We start from the raw sequence: 15797 nt of genomic DNA, 5'->3' as shown, positions 1-15797 counted from the left end.
GAGTATTCTCCCACATATGGAGAACGGGATGCAGCGATCGAAGCTGTTGCCCACGCGCATCGGTTTGTAACCGTGCGTAATTTGATGGTAATCAAACGGTATCAGGAACAGACGAAGGCAACGGTTCCGCGACAAACTCGAACACGTCCAGCCCTAAGCTTGGGGCGTCTAAGATCGTCCGATTCTGATCATCCAAAATGATTGTAGAGATCGACGGCAGCGACCGGCTATCAATGTCGCAGATCTAGACTGCAGCTGACTGGTCCAGCAAGCGCGGCAGGATGATCACCGCACGGGCGCCTCCTGAATCGGCCTCCTCGTATCTAATCCTTCCCTGATGGCCGTCGATGATCGACTTGGCCAGAGCGAGACCGAGGCCGCTTCCACCTGTGTCTCTGCTGCGGGATTCTTCGAGGCGAACAAACGGATTGAAAACACGGGCCCGATCGGCCTCTGGAATACCAGGTCCGTCATCATCAATCAGCAGACACACATCCGCCATCGCCGGACGGACGAATATCCTTGCCCGGTGGCCATATCGCAGCGCGTTCTCCACCACATTCCGCACCGCGCGCTTCAACGCATTTCGACGCCCATAGATGAAGAACCGATGAGGATTGACGAGAGTGATCTCGCCCCCCACGACCCTCAGATCCGACACCAGTTCGCTCATGAGGTCTTCAAGCTGGAATACGACTTCCGGCTCCGAAGTATCGCAACCGCGCGACAGGGACAGTGCAGCATCCACCAGTTCTTGAATCTCATCGAGACATAGACCGAGCCGATCTTTCGGCTCGCCATCATCGAGAAGCTCGATCCTGAGCCGCATTGCTGTGATCGGGGATTTAAGGTCGTGCCCGATCGCCGCAAGCGTTCTGGCGCGTTCATTCAGCAATCTGGTGAGCCGGGCCGCCATGTCGTTGAAGGCCTGGGTCAGTTTCCTCAGTTCGGACGGACCAGAGGCAGAAATGGGTTGCAGGTCTTCACCCCGGCCCAGATTGTCGGCTGCATTCGACAGATGTCGAAGCGGCGTCGTTATCTTGGCGACGATAATCCAGACGACAGCGACGACAATGGTGACTGTCGCAAGAATGGTGACCGTGAGCTGCCAGGCCCAAGGCTTGGGCAAGTGCAATACATCCCGTGCGGTAAGCCATCGTCCATCGTCCAACTTGATCGAAGCCAGAAGCACCAGATTCCGACCGGGTTTGTCACTTTGGCCGGTTATCTCGGACCGATTCCCGCTTTCCGCTGCGGCAAGGAGAAAACCATCCCCGAACGAAAGGCCGAACTTGTCCTTCAGGTAGATTGCGAGATCTTCGGATAACTGCAGTTCGTCACGCACCTGTGGTGCCGCGACGGTTATCGTATATTGCAGCCCCCATTCGGCGGGCGTCTTGATGACCGCCTCCTCATCCGCAGCTGGAAGCGTTTTCAGCAATTTTGCGGTGCTCAGCAACCGCTCGACGGCATCAAAGGCCCGATAGTCGAGGAGCAGTCTGTTCTTATCGTGCAGGAAATATGAAATGCTGAGCATTTGCGCCGCAAGCAGACACCCTAAGAGCAGCAGGATGAGCTGTCCTCGAACGCTTTGAGGGACGCCGATCTTCATGTGTCAGGCCTTGGCGACATCGGCGACAAGGCAATAGCCGCCTCCGCGCACGGTGATGATGAGTTCCGGACGATCTTTGCTCTGTTCTATCTTTCTTCGCAACCGGCTGACCTGATTGTCGATAGCCCGGTCGAATGGACCAGCACTGCGGGCCGAGGTCAGTTCGAGAAGCCGTTCCCTCGACAGAATAACCCTGGGGCGCTCCAGAAACGCCATCAGCAACTGGAAATCGGCAACGGTCAGCGGCGTCTCCACGCCGTCCTCATCGACAAGGCATCGACGGTCGATTTGAAGCGACCAGTTACCGAAGCGAAGCACCTGACCGCCATGCTCTCCACCCAGGGATGGAGCAGTCGGCTCGTAGCGCCGAAGAATGGCCTTTATTCTGGCCACGACTTCACGCGGATTGAAGGGCTTGGCGAGATAATCGTCGGCACCGAGTTCAAGCCCGATGATCCGGTCGGTTTCCTCGTTGAGCGCGCTGAGCATAAGGATCGGAATTTTGCTCGTGGTTCGAAGACGATGACAAATGGCCAATCCATCTTCGCCGGGAAGCATGACGTCGAGGATCACCAGATCGAACCCTCCTGACATCAGCACCCGGTCCATCTCCTTGCCACCGTCGACAGCGACCGCCCGCATGCCAACTTTCTCCAAATAGAGCTTCAGCGCATCCCGGGTTTGGGCATGATCATCGACAATCAAGATATTGGGGTGGCTGGTCATAGCAGCGATTTATCCGATGGCAGATCGCCACGCATCAGAAATTTTGTAACGGCACGTCGCAGACGAAGCCATTGCGACAGTCCGATACCATTCTGGCTTTTGTCAGGGATAATCCGGAGACAAACATTCGTTATAGAAAACGGGTCGAAGGGTTTGAGTTTCCTCTCCCGGTTACAGGCAGGGCTCCAATCCTTCGTTGACGCCGTGAAAAGAACCACCTTTCACGGCAATCCGCTTCGGAAGCGCAACTGTAAACGCCGGTTCGATCTCGACCTCCAGTCAGGACACCACCCAGTTGCGCTTCCAGCTCTGATCTTCTCGGTTTATCCATGCACTGCATGTAGCGCCATGTCCCAGGCTTCTCCCCGAGCGGTACTATCTTCCTTTGTTTGTCCCCTTGAACTAAATCCGGTTTCGCGGGTTTCTGTTCACCGCGGAATTCGCACCGATTGAAGGAAGCCATTCAATGAAAAGATTGCTTGTCATGGCCATCGCGGCAATTGCGCTGACGGCCTGCAGCTCCACGGGTAATCCCGAATTTCGTGCCATCGACTACGGCCCCGGAATACAGCCCATCCCCGGCAGCATCACCTATGGCGGCAAAACAAGAGCCCGGTATGCCAACATGCCGGCGGGATACACATTCAGCCATGAATTCTACGGCAGCTTCGGAAGCCGCGTCGAGGAACGCTACCGCGTGCTGAACGACGGCAGCCTCGATATCTACAGCCGCAGGATCACCCCGATCAACGTCAGCGGCGGCCGCTGACGTTCCGGCCGGCCGGATCGACGGAACGGACGGCCTGCGCAACCGTTTTCCTTCCGACAAGAGAAACGGAGGCGATCATGGCCCAGGATAAAGACGCACAAAAAGCCGTCGAGCAAGGCAGCGCTGATGCAGGAAAAGGCCGGCATCCCGCCGCCGGCCCTCATGCCAAGGATCATCTGACGGATTACGACAAGACACCCGGCACCGGCTCCCTGCCGTCGAAGGACAGCAAGGATACCGATTCCGGCCCGGAATAATTCCGCAAACAGTGCGCAGGTAAAGGCGTAGCAACCTCCTTGCCCGCGCGACCCGATCATCGCACTTGCCCGCCCTCTTCCGGCCGGATAACACCGGATGACGACAATGCGGGCGAGGTGGCCAAGGCGGAATGACGGGAGAGACCATCACCCTTTACGAGGCGATCGGCGGCGATGCGACGGTTCGCGCGCTGGCACGGCGTTTCTACCAGCTGATGGATACGCTGCCGGAAGCCCGCAACTGCCGGGCAATTCATCCGCCGAGCCTCGGAGGCAGCGAAGCAAAACTCCATGAATACCTGACAGGTTATCTCGGCGGCCCACCCGTTTATGTCGAGAAATACGGACATCCGCGTCTGCGGTCCCGCCATTTCGGTGCCGCGATAGGACCTGCCGAACGCGATGAATGGCTGCTCTGCTTCAGGCGGGCGCTGGACGAGACAATCGAAAATCCGAAACTTCGCGACATCATCTGGCCGCCGATCGAACGGCTGGGTCATCACATGCAGAACAGGGAATAGCGTCTTGGAAAGACTCGAGAAATTGCGGCCGCTGCTGCTGCTCTTCAGCGGTTTGATGGGGCTTTCGGGCGTAGCACTCGCCGCCGCGGCCACACATGGAGGTGACACCCAGTTTCTCGGCAACGCATCCACGATGTGCCTGGCGCATGCGCCGGTTTTGCTGGCTCTCTATATCGGCAATCGCACATTCAGGACGGCGACGCTCGCCGGCCTCGTTCTCGGCCTCGGCACGATCGTCTTTGCCGGCGATCTCGTCTCTCGGCACTTTCTCGGCGAAAGGCTTTTTCCCTTCGCCGCTCCAACGGGTGGTATGCTGATGATGCTGGGGTGGCTGACCGTAGCCGCCGGAGCCTTCTTCAGCCAAAGGGCTTGAGAAGGCCTGCCACCCGATTTATCGCCGGAATGGCAATATTTTGCCTGCTTCCCAGGATGGCACGGTCGTGGCACTCACTGTGGCCTGGGCGGGAAAACGGATGATATTATCATCATCTCGATTGTCACGGCTACGACTTACCAAGAGTTCGTAAAGCTCCGGCACCAGTCCCTCGCCATTCTGCTCCGCCAGCTTGTGCAGGCCGATAAACAGGCTAGCGTCAGGACGCTCTTCTTTCATCATGTCGATCCTTCATCGTCTGTAGCGCACGCTCAAGGCTCGACTTGGAGCCGTTGCGCAGCGGGACGAAGGTGACGCCGAACTTCTTGCAGCCGGTCTTCACCCTCAGACACGCATCGTGGCTGATACAGTCGATGGGGCAGAAGACGCAGTCGACAGATGGGAGCACGGTATCGATGCGGGAAACCGCCTCGCGAAGACCGCCATCGTGGTGGATCAGCTCCGCCCCGTGGCGGGTTGCGATTGCGCGCAAATGGGCAACCTGACAGTCACGGCCGCCGACATAAAGGAAGCTGCGGACATCGATCGCGTCGCGTTCGGGTTTCGCCTGCTGGGTTGCAGCCGCCGCCTCGTTTGCGCCGCCACTCTTCCGTTTCTGCTTCTTCGCCATCACGCCTCGCCTGATCGATTCTCGTCTCGGGAACCTTCGGTAAGCGGCACCTTAGATAAGTTGAGTATCAGAGTAAAGATTAAACGTGAGGATCTTACTCATATTTATATCAGACGCAGGATGGCATTTGGAAGCAGCGACAAATCATTGCTTTCAGGTGTTTCTACAAGCGGTTCTCGACGGATGTCATGCGAATGCCGACGAAATTATCCCGGTCGTCGGACACGATTTCCCCGTACCCGATCGTCTGTCCGTTGACCTGCAGCTCGACGGGTTCGCCGAAACGCTTGTCGAGCCGGAACCACGATCCCTTCTTTGCGGCCGTCAGTTGAGCCACCGAGACTTTCGTCCTGCCGATCACGACCTGGATTTCGACCGGGATATCGCCGACGCGCGCGCTGGGTGACTGCCGTTGCAGGGAATTTTCCTCCGATGCTGGAAATTCCGGAAATCTGGGAAACGGCTTCTCGGCAGCGTCGTCGATCATGATGGTCACTTTCTGAAATATGCGGGGGTGCGACTCACCTGAAAATAAACGCCGCAGCACCCCACTTCGCCCTGCACCGGCCGTAAGCCTTAACCAGCCGTTAACATCCACAGTTGACGGATCATAAAGATGCAAAGCCGACAGAATATCATAAAATCAACTGGCGTTGTGCGTCGTGCGGGTCCGCACGACCGTCGATGCCCGCATGCGCTTCAGCGTCGCCAGCGGCAACCCGCCTTTGGTGAGGGCATTAATGAAAAACGTATCTTCCGGCTGTGAGAAACTCACGACCATTTTGTCCTTCATCACATTCCGCTTGGCGCAGGTGAAGAACACCTCGTTGTTGCCCAGGCAGAGATAGAAGTGATCGGGAACGAACTCGACGGCCGCGGCCTGAATGAGGGCGCCCGTCTCGCATATGCCGATGATGCGCACCTGCAGGCTCGAAAACGACTTCACCCCGCCATTCGGATAGACCGCACGCGCGACAAGATTGGTCTTGCGATATCGGACCTTCGGATTGTCGTTCGCCCCATAGAACTGCGCAAGGTAATGGCGAGGCTTGCCGTTCTCTAACATAGTGACGATCCGGAAATGGTTAAAACAATCCTAACTACGTATCGTACCGGGAAGACATGTTCAATTATCAGATTTAGGGGTGCGTGAATTGTCCGCTGCTGGGGGCAGGCAGATGAACGTCTCCACCTGCCGTCGGCGGCCCTCATGATCCCATGAGAGCCGCATCATCCGGTTTGCCGGCTGCCGGTCAGGCAGTCACGTCGATGACGACCCGACCTCGAATCTTTCCGTCAACGATCGCCTGCGCAAGTTCCGGTAGCTTCGACATCGGCTCGACAGTCGTGATGGTATCGAGCTTGCTTTTGTCCAGATCGCGAGCCAGCCGGCTCCATGCAGAAAGACGCTGCTCTTTCGGGGCCATGACCGAATCCACGCCGATCAGGGCGACGCTGCGCAGGATATGCGGCAGCACGGTTGCCGGAAGATCGGCACCGCCCGCAAGGCCGCATGCGGCAATCGCCCCGCCGCGCACTGTCTGCGCCAACGCATTGGCCAGCGTCGTGGAACCGACGCTGTCGATACCACCCGTCCAGCGCTCCTTCTGCAGCGGCCCGCCCTTCTGCTGCAGTTCGGCCCGATCAATGAAATTCGTCGCGCCAAGGGATTCCAGATAGGAATGGGTTTCCGGCCGTCCGGTGGAGGCGGTGACACTGTAGCCTCGGGCGGCAAGCAGCGCGATCGCCACCGACCCGACACCGCCGGCAGCCCCCGTTACCAGCACCTCGCCCTCACCCGGCTTGATCCTGCCCCATTTTTCCAGCGCATCGACGCAAAGCGCGGATGTGTAACCTGCCGTGCCGATCGCCATTGCCTGCTGCATGGAAAACGCTTCCGGCAGCGGGATCAGCCATTCGGCCTTCACCCGCTGGTAGCGCCCGTATGCACCCGGCTCGGTTTCCGACATGCCCCATCCGTTCAGGATGACCTTGTCACCCGGCTTCCACTCGGCGGACCGCGACTCGACGACCGTTCCGGAAATATCAATTCCGGCGATGAGAGGCGTACGGCGGGCGATCCGGCCTTTGCCGGTAATCGCCAGCCCGTCCTTGTAATTCAGCGTCGAGTAGGCGATCTCGACGAGGACATCGTTGTCCGGAAGTTCACTGAGAGCGACCTCCCTGAAGACCCCTGCTGGCTTGCCGTCGATCGTGTCGATGACCATCGCCCTGAACGTATCAACCATTTCGTCACTCCAATTGCTTTGTTCTACAGTCCGTATCTAGAGCCGAAGCGACTTCCGGCTATTGATACATGTCACGATCGCAAGGGCGCGATGCCGTCCGTTCGATAGGCGCGAGACGGCATGCCGCAGCACACGCATCTCAAAAAATTTACCGTTTGATAAAATTTTAAGCCGTGTTACGATCTGCCCAATAGTTGTCCATAACCATATAATGAGGGAACTCGGATGGAGCGACTGGGAAGCGGGATCGAGGCCGGAAGGCTCTCGTCCAACGAATACGCATCGAATTTTTCCGACCTTCACCCGCGCCTCGACAAGCATGAGGCACTGGTGGCATCAGACCGCTGTTACTTCTGTTACGACGCGCCGTGTATGACGGCCTGTCCCACCGCCATCGATATCCCGATGTTCATCCGGCAGATATCGACTGGCAACCCGCTCGGATCGGCGAAAACCATCTTCGACCAGAACATTCTGGGCGGGATGTGCGCCCGCGTCTGCCCCACCGAGACGCTGTGCGAGGACGTCTGCGTCCGCAACACCGCAGAGGATCGACCGGTGGAGATCGGCAGGTTGCAACGTTATGCGACCGACATCGCCATGGAGACCGGGCGTCAGTTCTTCGAGCGGAAGGCAGCGAGCGGAAAGAAGATCGCCGTTGTCGGCGCAGGCCCCGCTGGCCTTGCCGCCGCGCACCGGCTGGCGGTCAACGGCCACGACGTAACCATTCTCGAAGCCCGTGAAAAATCCGGCGGCCTCAACGAATACGGCATAGCCACCTACAAGTCGGTCGATGACTTCGCCCAACGCGAAGTCGATTATGTCACCGCCATCGGCGGTATCACCATCGAACACGGCAAGGCGCTCGGCCGCGATTATTCGCTGTCCGATCTTTCCGCACACTATGATGCAGTCTTTCTCGGCATGGGGCTTTCCGGCGTCAACGGCCTCGGCATCGAAAGCGAGGACCTGTCCGGCGTCGAAGATGCGGTCGATTTCATCGCCGCACTCCGTCAGGCGAAGGACAAGGCGGCCATTCCGGTCGGCCGCCGTGTCGTCGTGCTCGGCGGCGGCATGACCGCCATCGATGCCGCCATCCAGGCAAAACTGCTCGGCGCCGAAGAAGTGACGATCTGCTATCGTCGCGGCAAGGAAAACATGAACGCCTCCGGATACGAGCAGGATCTCGCCGCCTCGAAGGGCGTCATCATCCGCCACTGGATGCAGCCGAAATCGATCATCGGCAAGGACGGCCCGAACGGCGCTCATGTCGCCGGCATCGAGGTCGAATATACCGCGATGATCGAAGGCAGGTTGACCGGCACCGGTGAGACGGGCGTTCTCGCTGCCGACCAGATCTTCAAGGCCATCGGCCAGACCTTCGAAGCTTCCGGCCTCGGCGCTCTCCAGTTCGAAAAAGGCAAGATCGCGGTAGACGCCCAGGGCCGCACCTCGGTCGAGAATGTCTGGGCCGGCGGCGATTGCATCGGTCGCGGCGAAGACCTGACCGTCTCGGCGGTCGCGCAAGGGCGCGATGCAGCAGAAAGCATCAACCGCATGCTGGCAGCCGGCGCTCAGCCGTCCAGCGCAGTGGCCTGAGGGGAGACATCGACCATGGCTGATATCCGCAACAATTTCGTCGGCATCAAATCCCCCAACCCCTTCTGGCTCGCTTCGGCACCGCCGACCGACAAGGCTTATAATGTCGAGCGCGCCTTCAAGGCCGGCTGGGGCGGCGTCGTCTGGAAGACGCTTGGCGAACAGGGGCCGCCTGTCGTCAACGTCAACGGCCCGCGCTACGGCGCCATCTGGGGCGCCGACCGTCGGCTTCTCGGCTTGAACAATATCGAACTGATCACCGACCGCGACCTCTACACCAATCTCATCGAGATGAAGCAGGTGAAGAAGAACTGGCCGGATCGCGCCGTGGTCGCCTCGATCATGGTCCCCTGCGAGGAAAACGCCTGGAAGGCGATCCTGCCGCTGGTCGAGGAAACCGAAGTCGATGGCATCGAACTCAACTTCGGCTGTCCGCACGGCATGTCCGAGCGCGGCATGGGCGCCGCGGTTGGTCAGGTGCCGGAATATATCGAGATGGTGGTGCGCTGGTGCAAGCAATATAGCCGCATGCCGGTCATCACCAAGCTGACGCCCAACATCACCGACATCCGCTTCCCTGCCCGCGCCGCAAAGCGTGGCGGTACTGACGCCGTATCGCTGATCAACACGATCTCCTCGATCGTCTCGGTCGATCTCGACAGCTTTTCGCCCAATCCGTCGATCAACGGCAAGGGCAGCCATGGCGGTTATTGCGGCCCGGCAGTCAAACCGATCGCGCTCAACATGGTGGCCGAGATTGCCCGCGACCCGGAAACCTACGGCCTGCCGATTTCCGGCATCGGCGGTGTGACGACTTGGCGTGATGCTGCAGAATTCCTCGCGCTTGGTGCCGGCAACGTGCAGGTCTGCACGGCGGTCATGACCTACGGCTTCAAGATCGTCGAGGAGATGATCACCGGCCTCACCGCCTGGATGGACTCGAAGGGCCACCGGACGCTGGACGACATTACCGGCCGCGCAGTGCAGAACGTCACCGACTGGCAATATCTCAACCTCAACTACATCGCCAAGGCGCATATCGATCAGGACGCCTGCATCAAATGCGGCCGCTGTCACATCGCCTGCGAGGACACGTCGCACCAGGCGATTACCGCGATGGTCGATGGAGTCAGGCATTTCGAGGTGAAGGAAGAGGATTGCGTCGGCTGCAATCTTTGCGTCAACGTCTGTCCGGTGGAAAACTGCATCACCATGGATGCCCTGCCCGCCGGCAGCCTCGACAAACGCACCGGCCGGCCGGTCGATCCCAACTATGCCAACTGGACGACCCATCCCAACAACCCGATGGCGCGGCAAGCGGCGGAGTGACCACAAAAGCACAAAGTCAGCCGCCTTCCCGGCGACCGGCCTCCTGCTGACCGAATGTCTTTCTGTAAGCCGCCGGGCTCGTTCCCAGTCGCTTGCGAAAATGGTGGCGCAAGGTCGCCTGCGTGCCGAAACCGCAGGCGATCGCGATATCGTCCAGCGACGCCGAAACCTGTTTCTCGAGCAGATCGCGCGCCAGCCGCAAACGCTCCTTGACCAGCCATTCTCCGGCACTGTCGCCGGTGGCAGCCTCGAAACGGCGCTGAAAGGTCCGCATGCTCATGCCCGCCCGCTCCGCCAGCATGCGGATCGGCTGCTCCTCGAAAAGCCGCTTGCGCATCCACTCGATCAGTGGCCCGAGGCGAAGCTCTTCCCTCTCCCGCGGCACCGGTGACGCGATGAACTGCGCCTGCCCGCCCTCGCGATGCGGCGGCACGACCAGCCGGCGGGCAACGCTATTGGCCGCCTCGACCCCGAAATCGCCACGCACGACATGCAGGCAGAGATCGATGCCGGCAGCACTTCCTGCAGCCGTCAGCGTATTGCCCTCATCCATATAGAGTACGTCCGCATCGAAATCGGTTTCCGGATAGACCTCGGCAATCGCCTCCACATACCGCCAATGCGTCGTTGCCCGCCGTCCGTGCAGCAGACCGGCAGCCGCCAATACCGCCACGCCCGAGCAGAGCGATATGATCCGCGCACCGCGATGGTGCGCAGCCTGCAGTGCCTCGATCAAAGGTGCAGGCACCGGCTCGCTTATTCCCCGCCAACCGGGCACGACGACAAGATCGGCAGTCTCAAGCACGCCCAGCCCGTAATCGACGGAGACAGTCAATCCACCCGCCGCCCGCAGCGGTCCCGGCTCCACACCCGCGACGGAAAACCGGTACCAGCCCTCCCCCAGCTCCGGGCGGTCAAGGCCGAAGACTTCATAGGCAATGCCGAATTCGAACGTGCAAAGCCCGTCATAGACAAGCGCGACGACATGCGGACCGCTGGTCTGGTGCATAGAGGATTTTGGCATGATGTTTACGCTACCGGTCACGATGGCCAATTTCAACCATCCGTATCATCAGTCATGATCGGCAGCAACACGCTTCCACCGACACCCATGAAAGGATCGCTCCATGCCAAGCCCGGTCTCCGATTTTCCAGCCGCATCACCACAGGATGCAGCCGCGCATTTTTCCCGCAAGCTCGCCTTCGAGGCGGACTGCTGGGATGTCCACGCCTCCTTCGCCTCGGGCAAGGTCGATTTCGTCTTGTTCGACGTCCGCTCTCCGACGCTCTTTGCGCAATCGCATCTACCGGGCGCGCTCAATCTGCCCCATGGCAAGATGACCGCGCATCGCATGTCAGAATGGCCGGCGGATACGCTGTTCGTCGTCTATTGCGCCGGCCCCCATTGCAACGGTGCCGACAAGGCGGCATTGCGCCTCTCCCGACTTAACATCTCCGTCAAGGTGATGATCGGCGGCATGACCGGTTGGGCAGATGAGGGCTTCGCTTACGAGACTGCAGCAGCGGCCTGAACCGCGGATTTAAGTGTCAGGAAGAAAGGAACCGGTCGCACATCCATATCAGGGACGGCCGGTTTCCAACCGGAAATCATCAATTCCAGCCAAGGCGGGCGAGACAACTAAAAAAATCAACAATATGCTGCAACGCAACAAAAACCGATTCCACCTCACCCGCATAGAGTGAAGTGTCGGACAAACAATGAATTTTAGGTGCATCTTTTACGAGCAATTGCTCGCATCTCGAAATATTGCTCAAATTCGACCAAGCAAACGACGCGTCGAGAAAGCAAAACTCCACACCGCGTAGCCATTTTAACCTGCAATTAGTCTAGTCATGACAATATTTTAGCGCGGCATCCTGACGCGCTTCATAAGACGCGCCATGAGCTGATGTGTTGGGCAAACTTAAGTGGTGTGTTACATGGCATTTCGAGATATGGCCATTTCGAAGAAACTCGGTCTCGTCACGGTTGTGATGGGCCTTTCTTCGCTGATTATTGCCGGCATTGCGGCTTCCGGTCTTTACGGCCTGCAGAATGCAATGATTTCCGTTGGCGCCCGCGAGGAAGTCGCCCGTGAAGCGATGGACCTGCGCGTCGATATCATCGCCATCAGCCGCATGACCTACCAGCTGGCCGCCGCGCCGGATAAGGCAGCGGATTTTCGCGCCGAAACGGACAAGCGCTCTTCCGAAATGCTCGCCCGCCTGCCGAAGATCGAATCCACTGCCGATATCACCGAAAAGGATCAGCTGAAGGCGATCCGCGGCGCACTCGACAGCTATTTCGGCACGATCCGCAGCATGGTCGGCGTTGCCGAGAAGAACCCGGCGGATACCGCCGCCATTTCCGTGGCACTCAAGGCTGCACTCGATGGCCAGAAGGTCGTCACCGATACGGTCAAGGTCTACAGCACCTATTCCGGCAAATCGCTGGCCGGCGCTCGTGAGGCCGCCGTTGCCTCCTCGACGACCGCCATCCTGATTTCGGCAATCTCTGCCGTCGTCTTCATCGTCATCGGCGCTGCAATCAGCCTGATGGTTGCGACCCGCGGCATCGTTCGCCCGATCCGGTCGCTGACCCAGTCCATGAGCCGCCTCGCAAACGGCCAGCTCGACAATCTCGATATCGATGCCGCCCGCAAGGACGAGATCGGCGAAATGGCACGTGCCGTCGAGGTGTTCCGCACCAATGCGCTGACCATGAACGATCTGAAGGCCCAGGAAGCCGCCCTGCATCGCAACAGCAGCGACCTGCAGTCGAGCATCTCGACCGTCGTCGCCTCCGCCGTCGCCGGCGATTTCTCCGGCCGCATCTCCAGGGATTATAACAACGACGACCTCAACCGTTTCGCCGCCGGCGTCAACGAACTGGTCGAAAGTGTCGAGTCAGCGACCACCGAAGTCCGCCGGGTCATCGCAGCGCTTGCCGATGCCGACCTGACGCAGAGCATGAACGGCCAGTTCCAGGGCGCCTTCGCCGAACTGCAGACCAACGTCAACACCACGATGGTCCGCCTGCGCGGCACGATGAACAACGTCCGCGGCGCTGCCGGCACGATCAACAACAACTCGGCAGAACTCTCAGCCGCCGCCAACGATCTGTCCAAGCGTACCGAACAGCAGGCGGCAGCGCTGGAAGAAACGGCAGCCGCTCTCGACGAGATCACGGCAACCGTCCGTGCTGCATCGTCGCGCGCCACCGAAGCCCGCGACATGGTGCATGCCACCAAGCAGAGCGCGACAAAGTCCGGCGACATCGTCCGCTCGGCCGTCACCGCCATGGGTCGCATCGAAGACTCGTCCAGCAAGATCAGCCAGATCATCGGCGTGATCGACGAGATCGCCTTCCAGACCAACCTGCTCGCCCTCAATGCAGGCGTCGAGGCAGCCCGTGCAGGTGAAGCCGGCCGCGGCTTCGCGGTCGTCGCCCAGGAAGTCCGCGAGCTGGCACAGCGCTCCGCAAACGCCGCCAAGGAAATCAAGACGCTGATCAGCGCGTCTGCTGCCGAAGTCGAAGGCGGCGTCTCGCTCGTCCGCTCGACGGGTGACGCGCTGCTCGAGATCGAAGGCCTCGTCAACAAGGTCAACGAACATGTGGAATCGATCGCCACCGCCGCCCGCGAACAGGCGACCGCACTGGCCGAGATCAACTCCTCGGTCAACCACATGGACCAGATGACCCAGAAGAACGCGGCCATGGTCGAGGAGACCACCGCCGCGAGCGAAACGCTCGCCGAGGAAAGCCGCCAGCTGCAGCACATCCTGTCGAACTTCAAGCTTGGCGGCGAAGCCACATCCTCCCGCGGCATGCGCTACGCAGCCTGACCACATCCTGTTTCGAAACCCGAAAGCCCGGCCCAGCGCCGGGTTTTTCCGTTGATGCCCGGCACGTCCTGAGCTTGCGTTGCAAGCAAATCGCCGGCTGGCCTTGCGAAAACACAACTCCCGGCTGAGGCCAACCGCCGCATTTGATCGAGATCAAGCCTCAATCGTCGGACGCCACGCTAGTCAGCGCATCCCGATGCGCGCTGCACACATGAGGAGGTTGGCAGCCTGTTGAACACAGCCACCCGAACCATGGATCCGACATGAACGCGAACGTCTCTCCATCCTCCACCAGCACGGCAACACCTGCTTCCGACCACGCACACGGTGGTCACGGCAACCCAGCGGTCGTCGGTCTCGCCGGCTTCGGCATGACCACCATCGTCCTGCAGTTCCACAATGTCGGCTGGGCCTCGCTCGGGCCGGTCATCTGGATGGGGCTGATCTTCGGCGGTCTGGCGCAGCTGATCGCCGGCCTGCATGAAGGCAAGGTCGGCAACAATTTCGGCTATAGCGCCTTCACCGCCTATGGCTGCTTCTGGATCGCGCTGTGCCTGCTGCAGATCGGCAATGCGACGGGCCTCTTCCCGACGAGCGAAACGGATCTCGGCTGGTTCCTGGTCATCTGGGCGATCTACACCGCCATCATGACCCCCGGTGCGATGCGCGCCAGCACCGGCCTCGGCCTGGTCTTCATCACCCTGTTCATCGGCTTCGTCCTGCTCGTCATCGGCCATTTCGGCCCGCACGTCTTCAATGTCATCGCCGGTTACGAGCTGATGGTCTGCGGCGCGCTGGCGCTCTATGTCATGGCCCACCAGATCTATAAGGATGCCTTCGGTCGCGATGTGCTGCCGGTCGGCAAGCCGATGATCTAACCGATTTCTACAGATATCACTGTTATTGTACGGCCTCGTCTCTTGAAGACGGGGCCGTTTTCATTCCCCGCCAGCCGCATCCTCGTCTCCGAAATCCTCGTCCAGCAGATCGAGCATCGAGCGCAAGGCGCGTGTGACATGTCGCTCCGGATGATGGACGACTGAAAACCGGCGCAGCGGCATGGGGAAATCCACCACATGCAGCCGACCCGCCAGAGAATGAAACTGGGTCGCGCGGCTGGAAAGCACCGTCGCCGAAAGCCCCGCCTCGACCGCCGCCATCGCCGCCTCGTTCGACGGCAGTTCGAGAACGACGGAAAGCTGCTGCGGATCGACACCAAGGCTCAAGAGCTGGCTTTCAAAAGCGGCCCTCGTTCCCGATCCCGCCTCGCGCATGATCCAGTTGGTCTCCAGAAGATCGCTCGCCGCAAGTTTCCGCCCATCCCTCCAGGCATGCCGCCGGCCGACCACGAGAACAAGACGATCCTCCGCCACCGTCGAGCGCTTGAGTTCCGATTGCCCAATCTCGCCCTCGACCACGGCCAGATCCGCCGAACCTGTTACCACCGCTTCCACGGCACTTAGCGTATTGCCGACGATCAATCTCAGATCGACGCGCGGAAATCGTTCGTGATAGGCAACCAGCCTGGATGGCAGCCAGTAACTCGCCACCGTCTGGCTGGCATGGACGCGCAGCACACCGGAGGCAGAGCCTCCCAGATCGGCAAGCGCCAGCTCTGCCGCCCTCGCCCGCTCCATCACCGCCCGCGCCTCATCGACGAAAAGCCGGCCCGCTTCCGTCAGCGCGATGCGACGCCCCACCCGGTCGAACAGAATGACCCCGTGTCGGGCCTCCAGCGCCGAGATCGCGGCACTGACCGCCGACTGGGTGAGACTGAGCACTTCTGCTGCCCGCGTCACATGTTCGAGGCGCGCAACCTCGAGGAATATCTTCAATTGCTCAAGCGTCATCCGCACACCGTTCGATTTTGTCGAACGATATCACA

At 59.9% G+C, this 15797-nt stretch carries 18 protein-coding genes; 9 read left to right on the top strand and 9 right to left on the bottom strand.

Going from position 1 to position 15797, the window contains the following annotated elements; all coding sequences use genetic code 11:
• Positions 1 to 244: 244 nt before the first annotated feature.
• Together FHP24_RS16570 and FHP24_RS16565 are read right to left on the bottom strand one after the other, a co-directional pair.
• Positions 245 to 1537, bottom strand: a complete 1293-nt coding sequence (locus FHP24_RS16570; RefSeq protein ID WP_180356031.1) for an ATP-binding protein — start codon at positions 1535 to 1537, stop codon at positions 245 to 247.
• A 78-nt stretch (positions 1538 to 1615) separates the two neighbouring features.
• Positions 1616 to 2338, bottom strand: a complete 723-nt coding sequence (locus FHP24_RS16565; protein ID WP_139677325.1) for a response regulator — start codon at positions 2336 to 2338, stop codon at positions 1616 to 1618.
• A gap of 466 nt (positions 2339 to 2804) precedes the next feature.
• Here FHP24_RS16565 and FHP24_RS16560 point away from each other — a divergent pair, with 466 nt between their 5' ends.
• The 4 genes from FHP24_RS16560 (at position 2805) to FHP24_RS29030 (ending at position 4258) form a co-directional block, all read left to right on the top strand.
• Positions 2805 to 3107, top strand: coding sequence for a hypothetical protein (locus FHP24_RS16560; protein ID WP_139677324.1), 303 nt, complete (start codon positions 2805 to 2807; stop codon positions 3105 to 3107).
• A 77-nt stretch (positions 3108 to 3184) separates the two neighbouring features.
• Positions 3185 to 3364 (top strand): hypothetical protein, encoded by a 180-nt coding sequence (locus FHP24_RS16555; RefSeq protein ID WP_139677323.1) that lies wholly within the window; start codon positions 3185 to 3187, stop codon positions 3362 to 3364.
• Positions 3365 to 3495: 131 nt separating this feature from the next.
• Entirely contained in the window at positions 3496 to 3885 is a 390-nt protein-coding gene (locus tag FHP24_RS16550; RefSeq protein ID WP_139677322.1) for a group II truncated hemoglobin, read from the top strand.
• Between the two features lie 55 nt (positions 3886 to 3940).
• Positions 3941 to 4258, top strand: a complete 318-nt coding sequence (locus FHP24_RS29030) for a DUF423 domain-containing protein (RefSeq protein ID WP_246091814.1) — start codon at positions 3941 to 3943, stop codon at positions 4256 to 4258.
• 18 nt (positions 4259 to 4276) lie between these two features.
• Here FHP24_RS29030 and FHP24_RS16540 read toward each other — a convergent pair whose 3' ends face one another.
• The 5 genes from FHP24_RS16540 to FHP24_RS16520 all read right to left on the bottom strand — a co-directional run bounded on the left by FHP24_RS16540 (position 4277) and on the right by FHP24_RS16520 (position 7138).
• Entirely contained in the window at positions 4277 to 4501 is a 225-nt protein-coding gene (locus FHP24_RS16540) for a hypothetical protein (RefSeq protein WP_139677320.1), read from the bottom strand.
• The gene (locus FHP24_RS16535; RefSeq protein WP_139677319.1) at positions 4479 to 4889 is read right to left on the bottom strand and encodes a DUF2325 domain-containing protein; all 411 of its coding nucleotides are present in this window, start codon (positions 4887 to 4889) and stop codon (positions 4479 to 4481) included. Before FHP24_RS16535 ends, FHP24_RS16540 begins: the two co-directional genes overlap by 23 nt.
• Before the next feature lie 163 nt (positions 4890 to 5052).
• Positions 5053 to 5376, bottom strand: coding sequence for a FliM/FliN family flagellar motor switch protein (locus FHP24_RS16530; protein WP_139677318.1), 324 nt, complete (start codon positions 5374 to 5376; stop codon positions 5053 to 5055).
• A gap of 156 nt (positions 5377 to 5532) precedes the next feature.
• Complete coding sequence (locus tag FHP24_RS16525; RefSeq protein ID WP_139677317.1) at positions 5533 to 5955, bottom strand: hypothetical protein; 423 nt, start codon at positions 5953 to 5955, stop codon at positions 5533 to 5535.
• A 187-nt stretch (positions 5956 to 6142) separates the two neighbouring features.
• Positions 6143 to 7138 carry an MDR family oxidoreductase gene (locus FHP24_RS16520; protein ID WP_139677316.1) on the bottom strand — a complete coding sequence of 332 codons (996 nt, stop codon included), beginning with the start codon at positions 7136 to 7138 and terminating at the stop codon, positions 6143 to 6145.
• 225 nt (positions 7139 to 7363) lie between these two features.
• Here FHP24_RS16520 and FHP24_RS16515 point away from each other — a divergent pair, with 225 nt between their 5' ends.
• On the top strand, positions 7364 to 8737 hold the full coding sequence (locus tag FHP24_RS16515) for an NAD(P)-dependent oxidoreductase (protein WP_139677315.1): 1374 nt from the start codon (positions 7364 to 7366) through the stop codon (positions 8735 to 8737).
• Between the two features lie 15 nt (positions 8738 to 8752).
• Entirely contained in the window at positions 8753 to 10066 is a 1314-nt protein-coding gene (gene preA / locus FHP24_RS16510) for an NAD-dependent dihydropyrimidine dehydrogenase subunit PreA (RefSeq protein ID WP_139677314.1), read from the top strand.
• Between the two features lie 16 nt (positions 10067 to 10082).
• Here the strand turns inward: preA and ftrA are convergent, their stop codons facing one another.
• Entirely contained in the window at positions 10083 to 11111 is a 1029-nt protein-coding gene (ftrA, locus tag FHP24_RS16505; RefSeq protein ID WP_139677600.1) for a transcriptional regulator FtrA, read from the bottom strand.
• 82 nt (positions 11112 to 11193) lie between these two features.
• Here ftrA and FHP24_RS16500 point away from each other — a divergent pair, with 82 nt between their 5' ends.
• From FHP24_RS16500 to FHP24_RS16490, 3 genes are all read left to right on the top strand, one after another.
• Positions 11194 to 11598, top strand: coding sequence for a rhodanese-like domain-containing protein (locus FHP24_RS16500; RefSeq protein ID WP_139677313.1), 405 nt, complete (start codon positions 11194 to 11196; stop codon positions 11596 to 11598).
• A gap of 409 nt (positions 11599 to 12007) precedes the next feature.
• Positions 12008 to 13912, top strand: coding sequence for a methyl-accepting chemotaxis protein (locus FHP24_RS16495; RefSeq protein ID WP_139677312.1), 1905 nt, complete (start codon positions 12008 to 12010; stop codon positions 13910 to 13912).
• 263 nt (positions 13913 to 14175) lie between these two features.
• Positions 14176 to 14790 (top strand): acetate uptake transporter, encoded by a 615-nt coding sequence (locus FHP24_RS16490; RefSeq protein ID WP_139677311.1) that lies wholly within the window; start codon positions 14176 to 14178, stop codon positions 14788 to 14790.
• A 60-nt stretch (positions 14791 to 14850) separates the two neighbouring features.
• Here FHP24_RS16490 and FHP24_RS16485 read toward each other — a convergent pair whose 3' ends face one another.
• Positions 14851 to 15762: a LysR substrate-binding domain-containing protein gene (locus FHP24_RS16485; protein ID WP_139677310.1), complete on the bottom strand. Its 912-nt coding sequence runs from the start codon at positions 15760 to 15762 to the stop codon at positions 14851 to 14853.
• Positions 15763 to 15797: the final 35 nt, after the last annotated feature.

It is taken from the genome of Aliirhizobium smilacinae, assembly GCF_006335145.1.
Classification (GTDB): domain Bacteria; phylum Pseudomonadota; class Alphaproteobacteria; order Rhizobiales; family Rhizobiaceae; genus Neorhizobium; species Neorhizobium smilacinae.
This window is presented reverse-complemented; position numbering and strand designations above follow the sequence as displayed.

What these genes read in the sequence shown, in the direction of transcription:
- FHP24_RS16570 (WP_180356031.1), bottom strand. Translation starts at nt 1,537, where the DNA reads ATGCTCAGCATTTCATATTTCCTGCACGATAAGAACAGACTGCTCCTC.
- FHP24_RS16490 (WP_139677311.1), top strand. Translation starts at nt 14,176, where the DNA reads ATGAACGCGAACGTCTCTCCATCCTCCACCAGCACGGCAACACCTGCT.
- FHP24_RS16540 (WP_139677320.1), bottom strand. Translation starts at nt 4,501, where the DNA reads ATGATGAAAGAAGAGCGTCCTGACGCTAGCCTGTTTATCGGCCTGCAC.
- FHP24_RS16520 (WP_139677316.1), bottom strand. Translation starts at nt 7,138, where the DNA reads ATGGTTGATACGTTCAGGGCGATGGTCATCGACACGATCGACGGCAAG.
- FHP24_RS16500 (WP_139677313.1), top strand. Translation starts at nt 11,194, where the DNA reads ATGCCAAGCCCGGTCTCCGATTTTCCAGCCGCATCACCACAGGATGCA.
- FHP24_RS16535 (WP_139677319.1), bottom strand. Translation starts at nt 4,889, where the DNA reads ATGGCGAAGAAGCAGAAACGGAAGAGTGGCGGCGCAAACGAGGCGGCG.
- FHP24_RS16555 (WP_139677323.1), top strand. Translation starts at nt 3,185, where the DNA reads ATGGCCCAGGATAAAGACGCACAAAAAGCCGTCGAGCAAGGCAGCGCT.
- FHP24_RS16550 (WP_139677322.1), top strand. Translation starts at nt 3,496, where the DNA reads ATGACGGGAGAGACCATCACCCTTTACGAGGCGATCGGCGGCGATGCG.
- FHP24_RS16515 (WP_139677315.1), top strand. Translation starts at nt 7,364, where the DNA reads ATGGAGCGACTGGGAAGCGGGATCGAGGCCGGAAGGCTCTCGTCCAAC.
- FHP24_RS29030 (WP_246091814.1), top strand. Translation starts at nt 3,941, where the DNA reads ATGGGGCTTTCGGGCGTAGCACTCGCCGCCGCGGCCACACATGGAGGT.
- preA (WP_139677314.1), top strand. Translation starts at nt 8,753, where the DNA reads ATGGCTGATATCCGCAACAATTTCGTCGGCATCAAATCCCCCAACCCC.
- FHP24_RS16530 (WP_139677318.1), bottom strand. Translation starts at nt 5,376, where the DNA reads ATGATCGACGACGCTGCCGAGAAGCCGTTTCCCAGATTTCCGGAATTT.
- FHP24_RS16525 (WP_139677317.1), bottom strand. Translation starts at nt 5,955, where the DNA reads ATGTTAGAGAACGGCAAGCCTCGCCATTACCTTGCGCAGTTCTATGGG.
- FHP24_RS16495 (WP_139677312.1), top strand. Translation starts at nt 12,008, where the DNA reads ATGGCATTTCGAGATATGGCCATTTCGAAGAAACTCGGTCTCGTCACG.
- FHP24_RS16565 (WP_139677325.1), bottom strand. Translation starts at nt 2,338, where the DNA reads ATGACCAGCCACCCCAATATCTTGATTGTCGATGATCATGCCCAAACC.
- FHP24_RS16485 (WP_139677310.1), bottom strand. Translation starts at nt 15,762, where the DNA reads ATGACGCTTGAGCAATTGAAGATATTCCTCGAGGTTGCGCGCCTCGAA.
- FHP24_RS16560 (WP_139677324.1), top strand. Translation starts at nt 2,805, where the DNA reads ATGAAAAGATTGCTTGTCATGGCCATCGCGGCAATTGCGCTGACGGCC.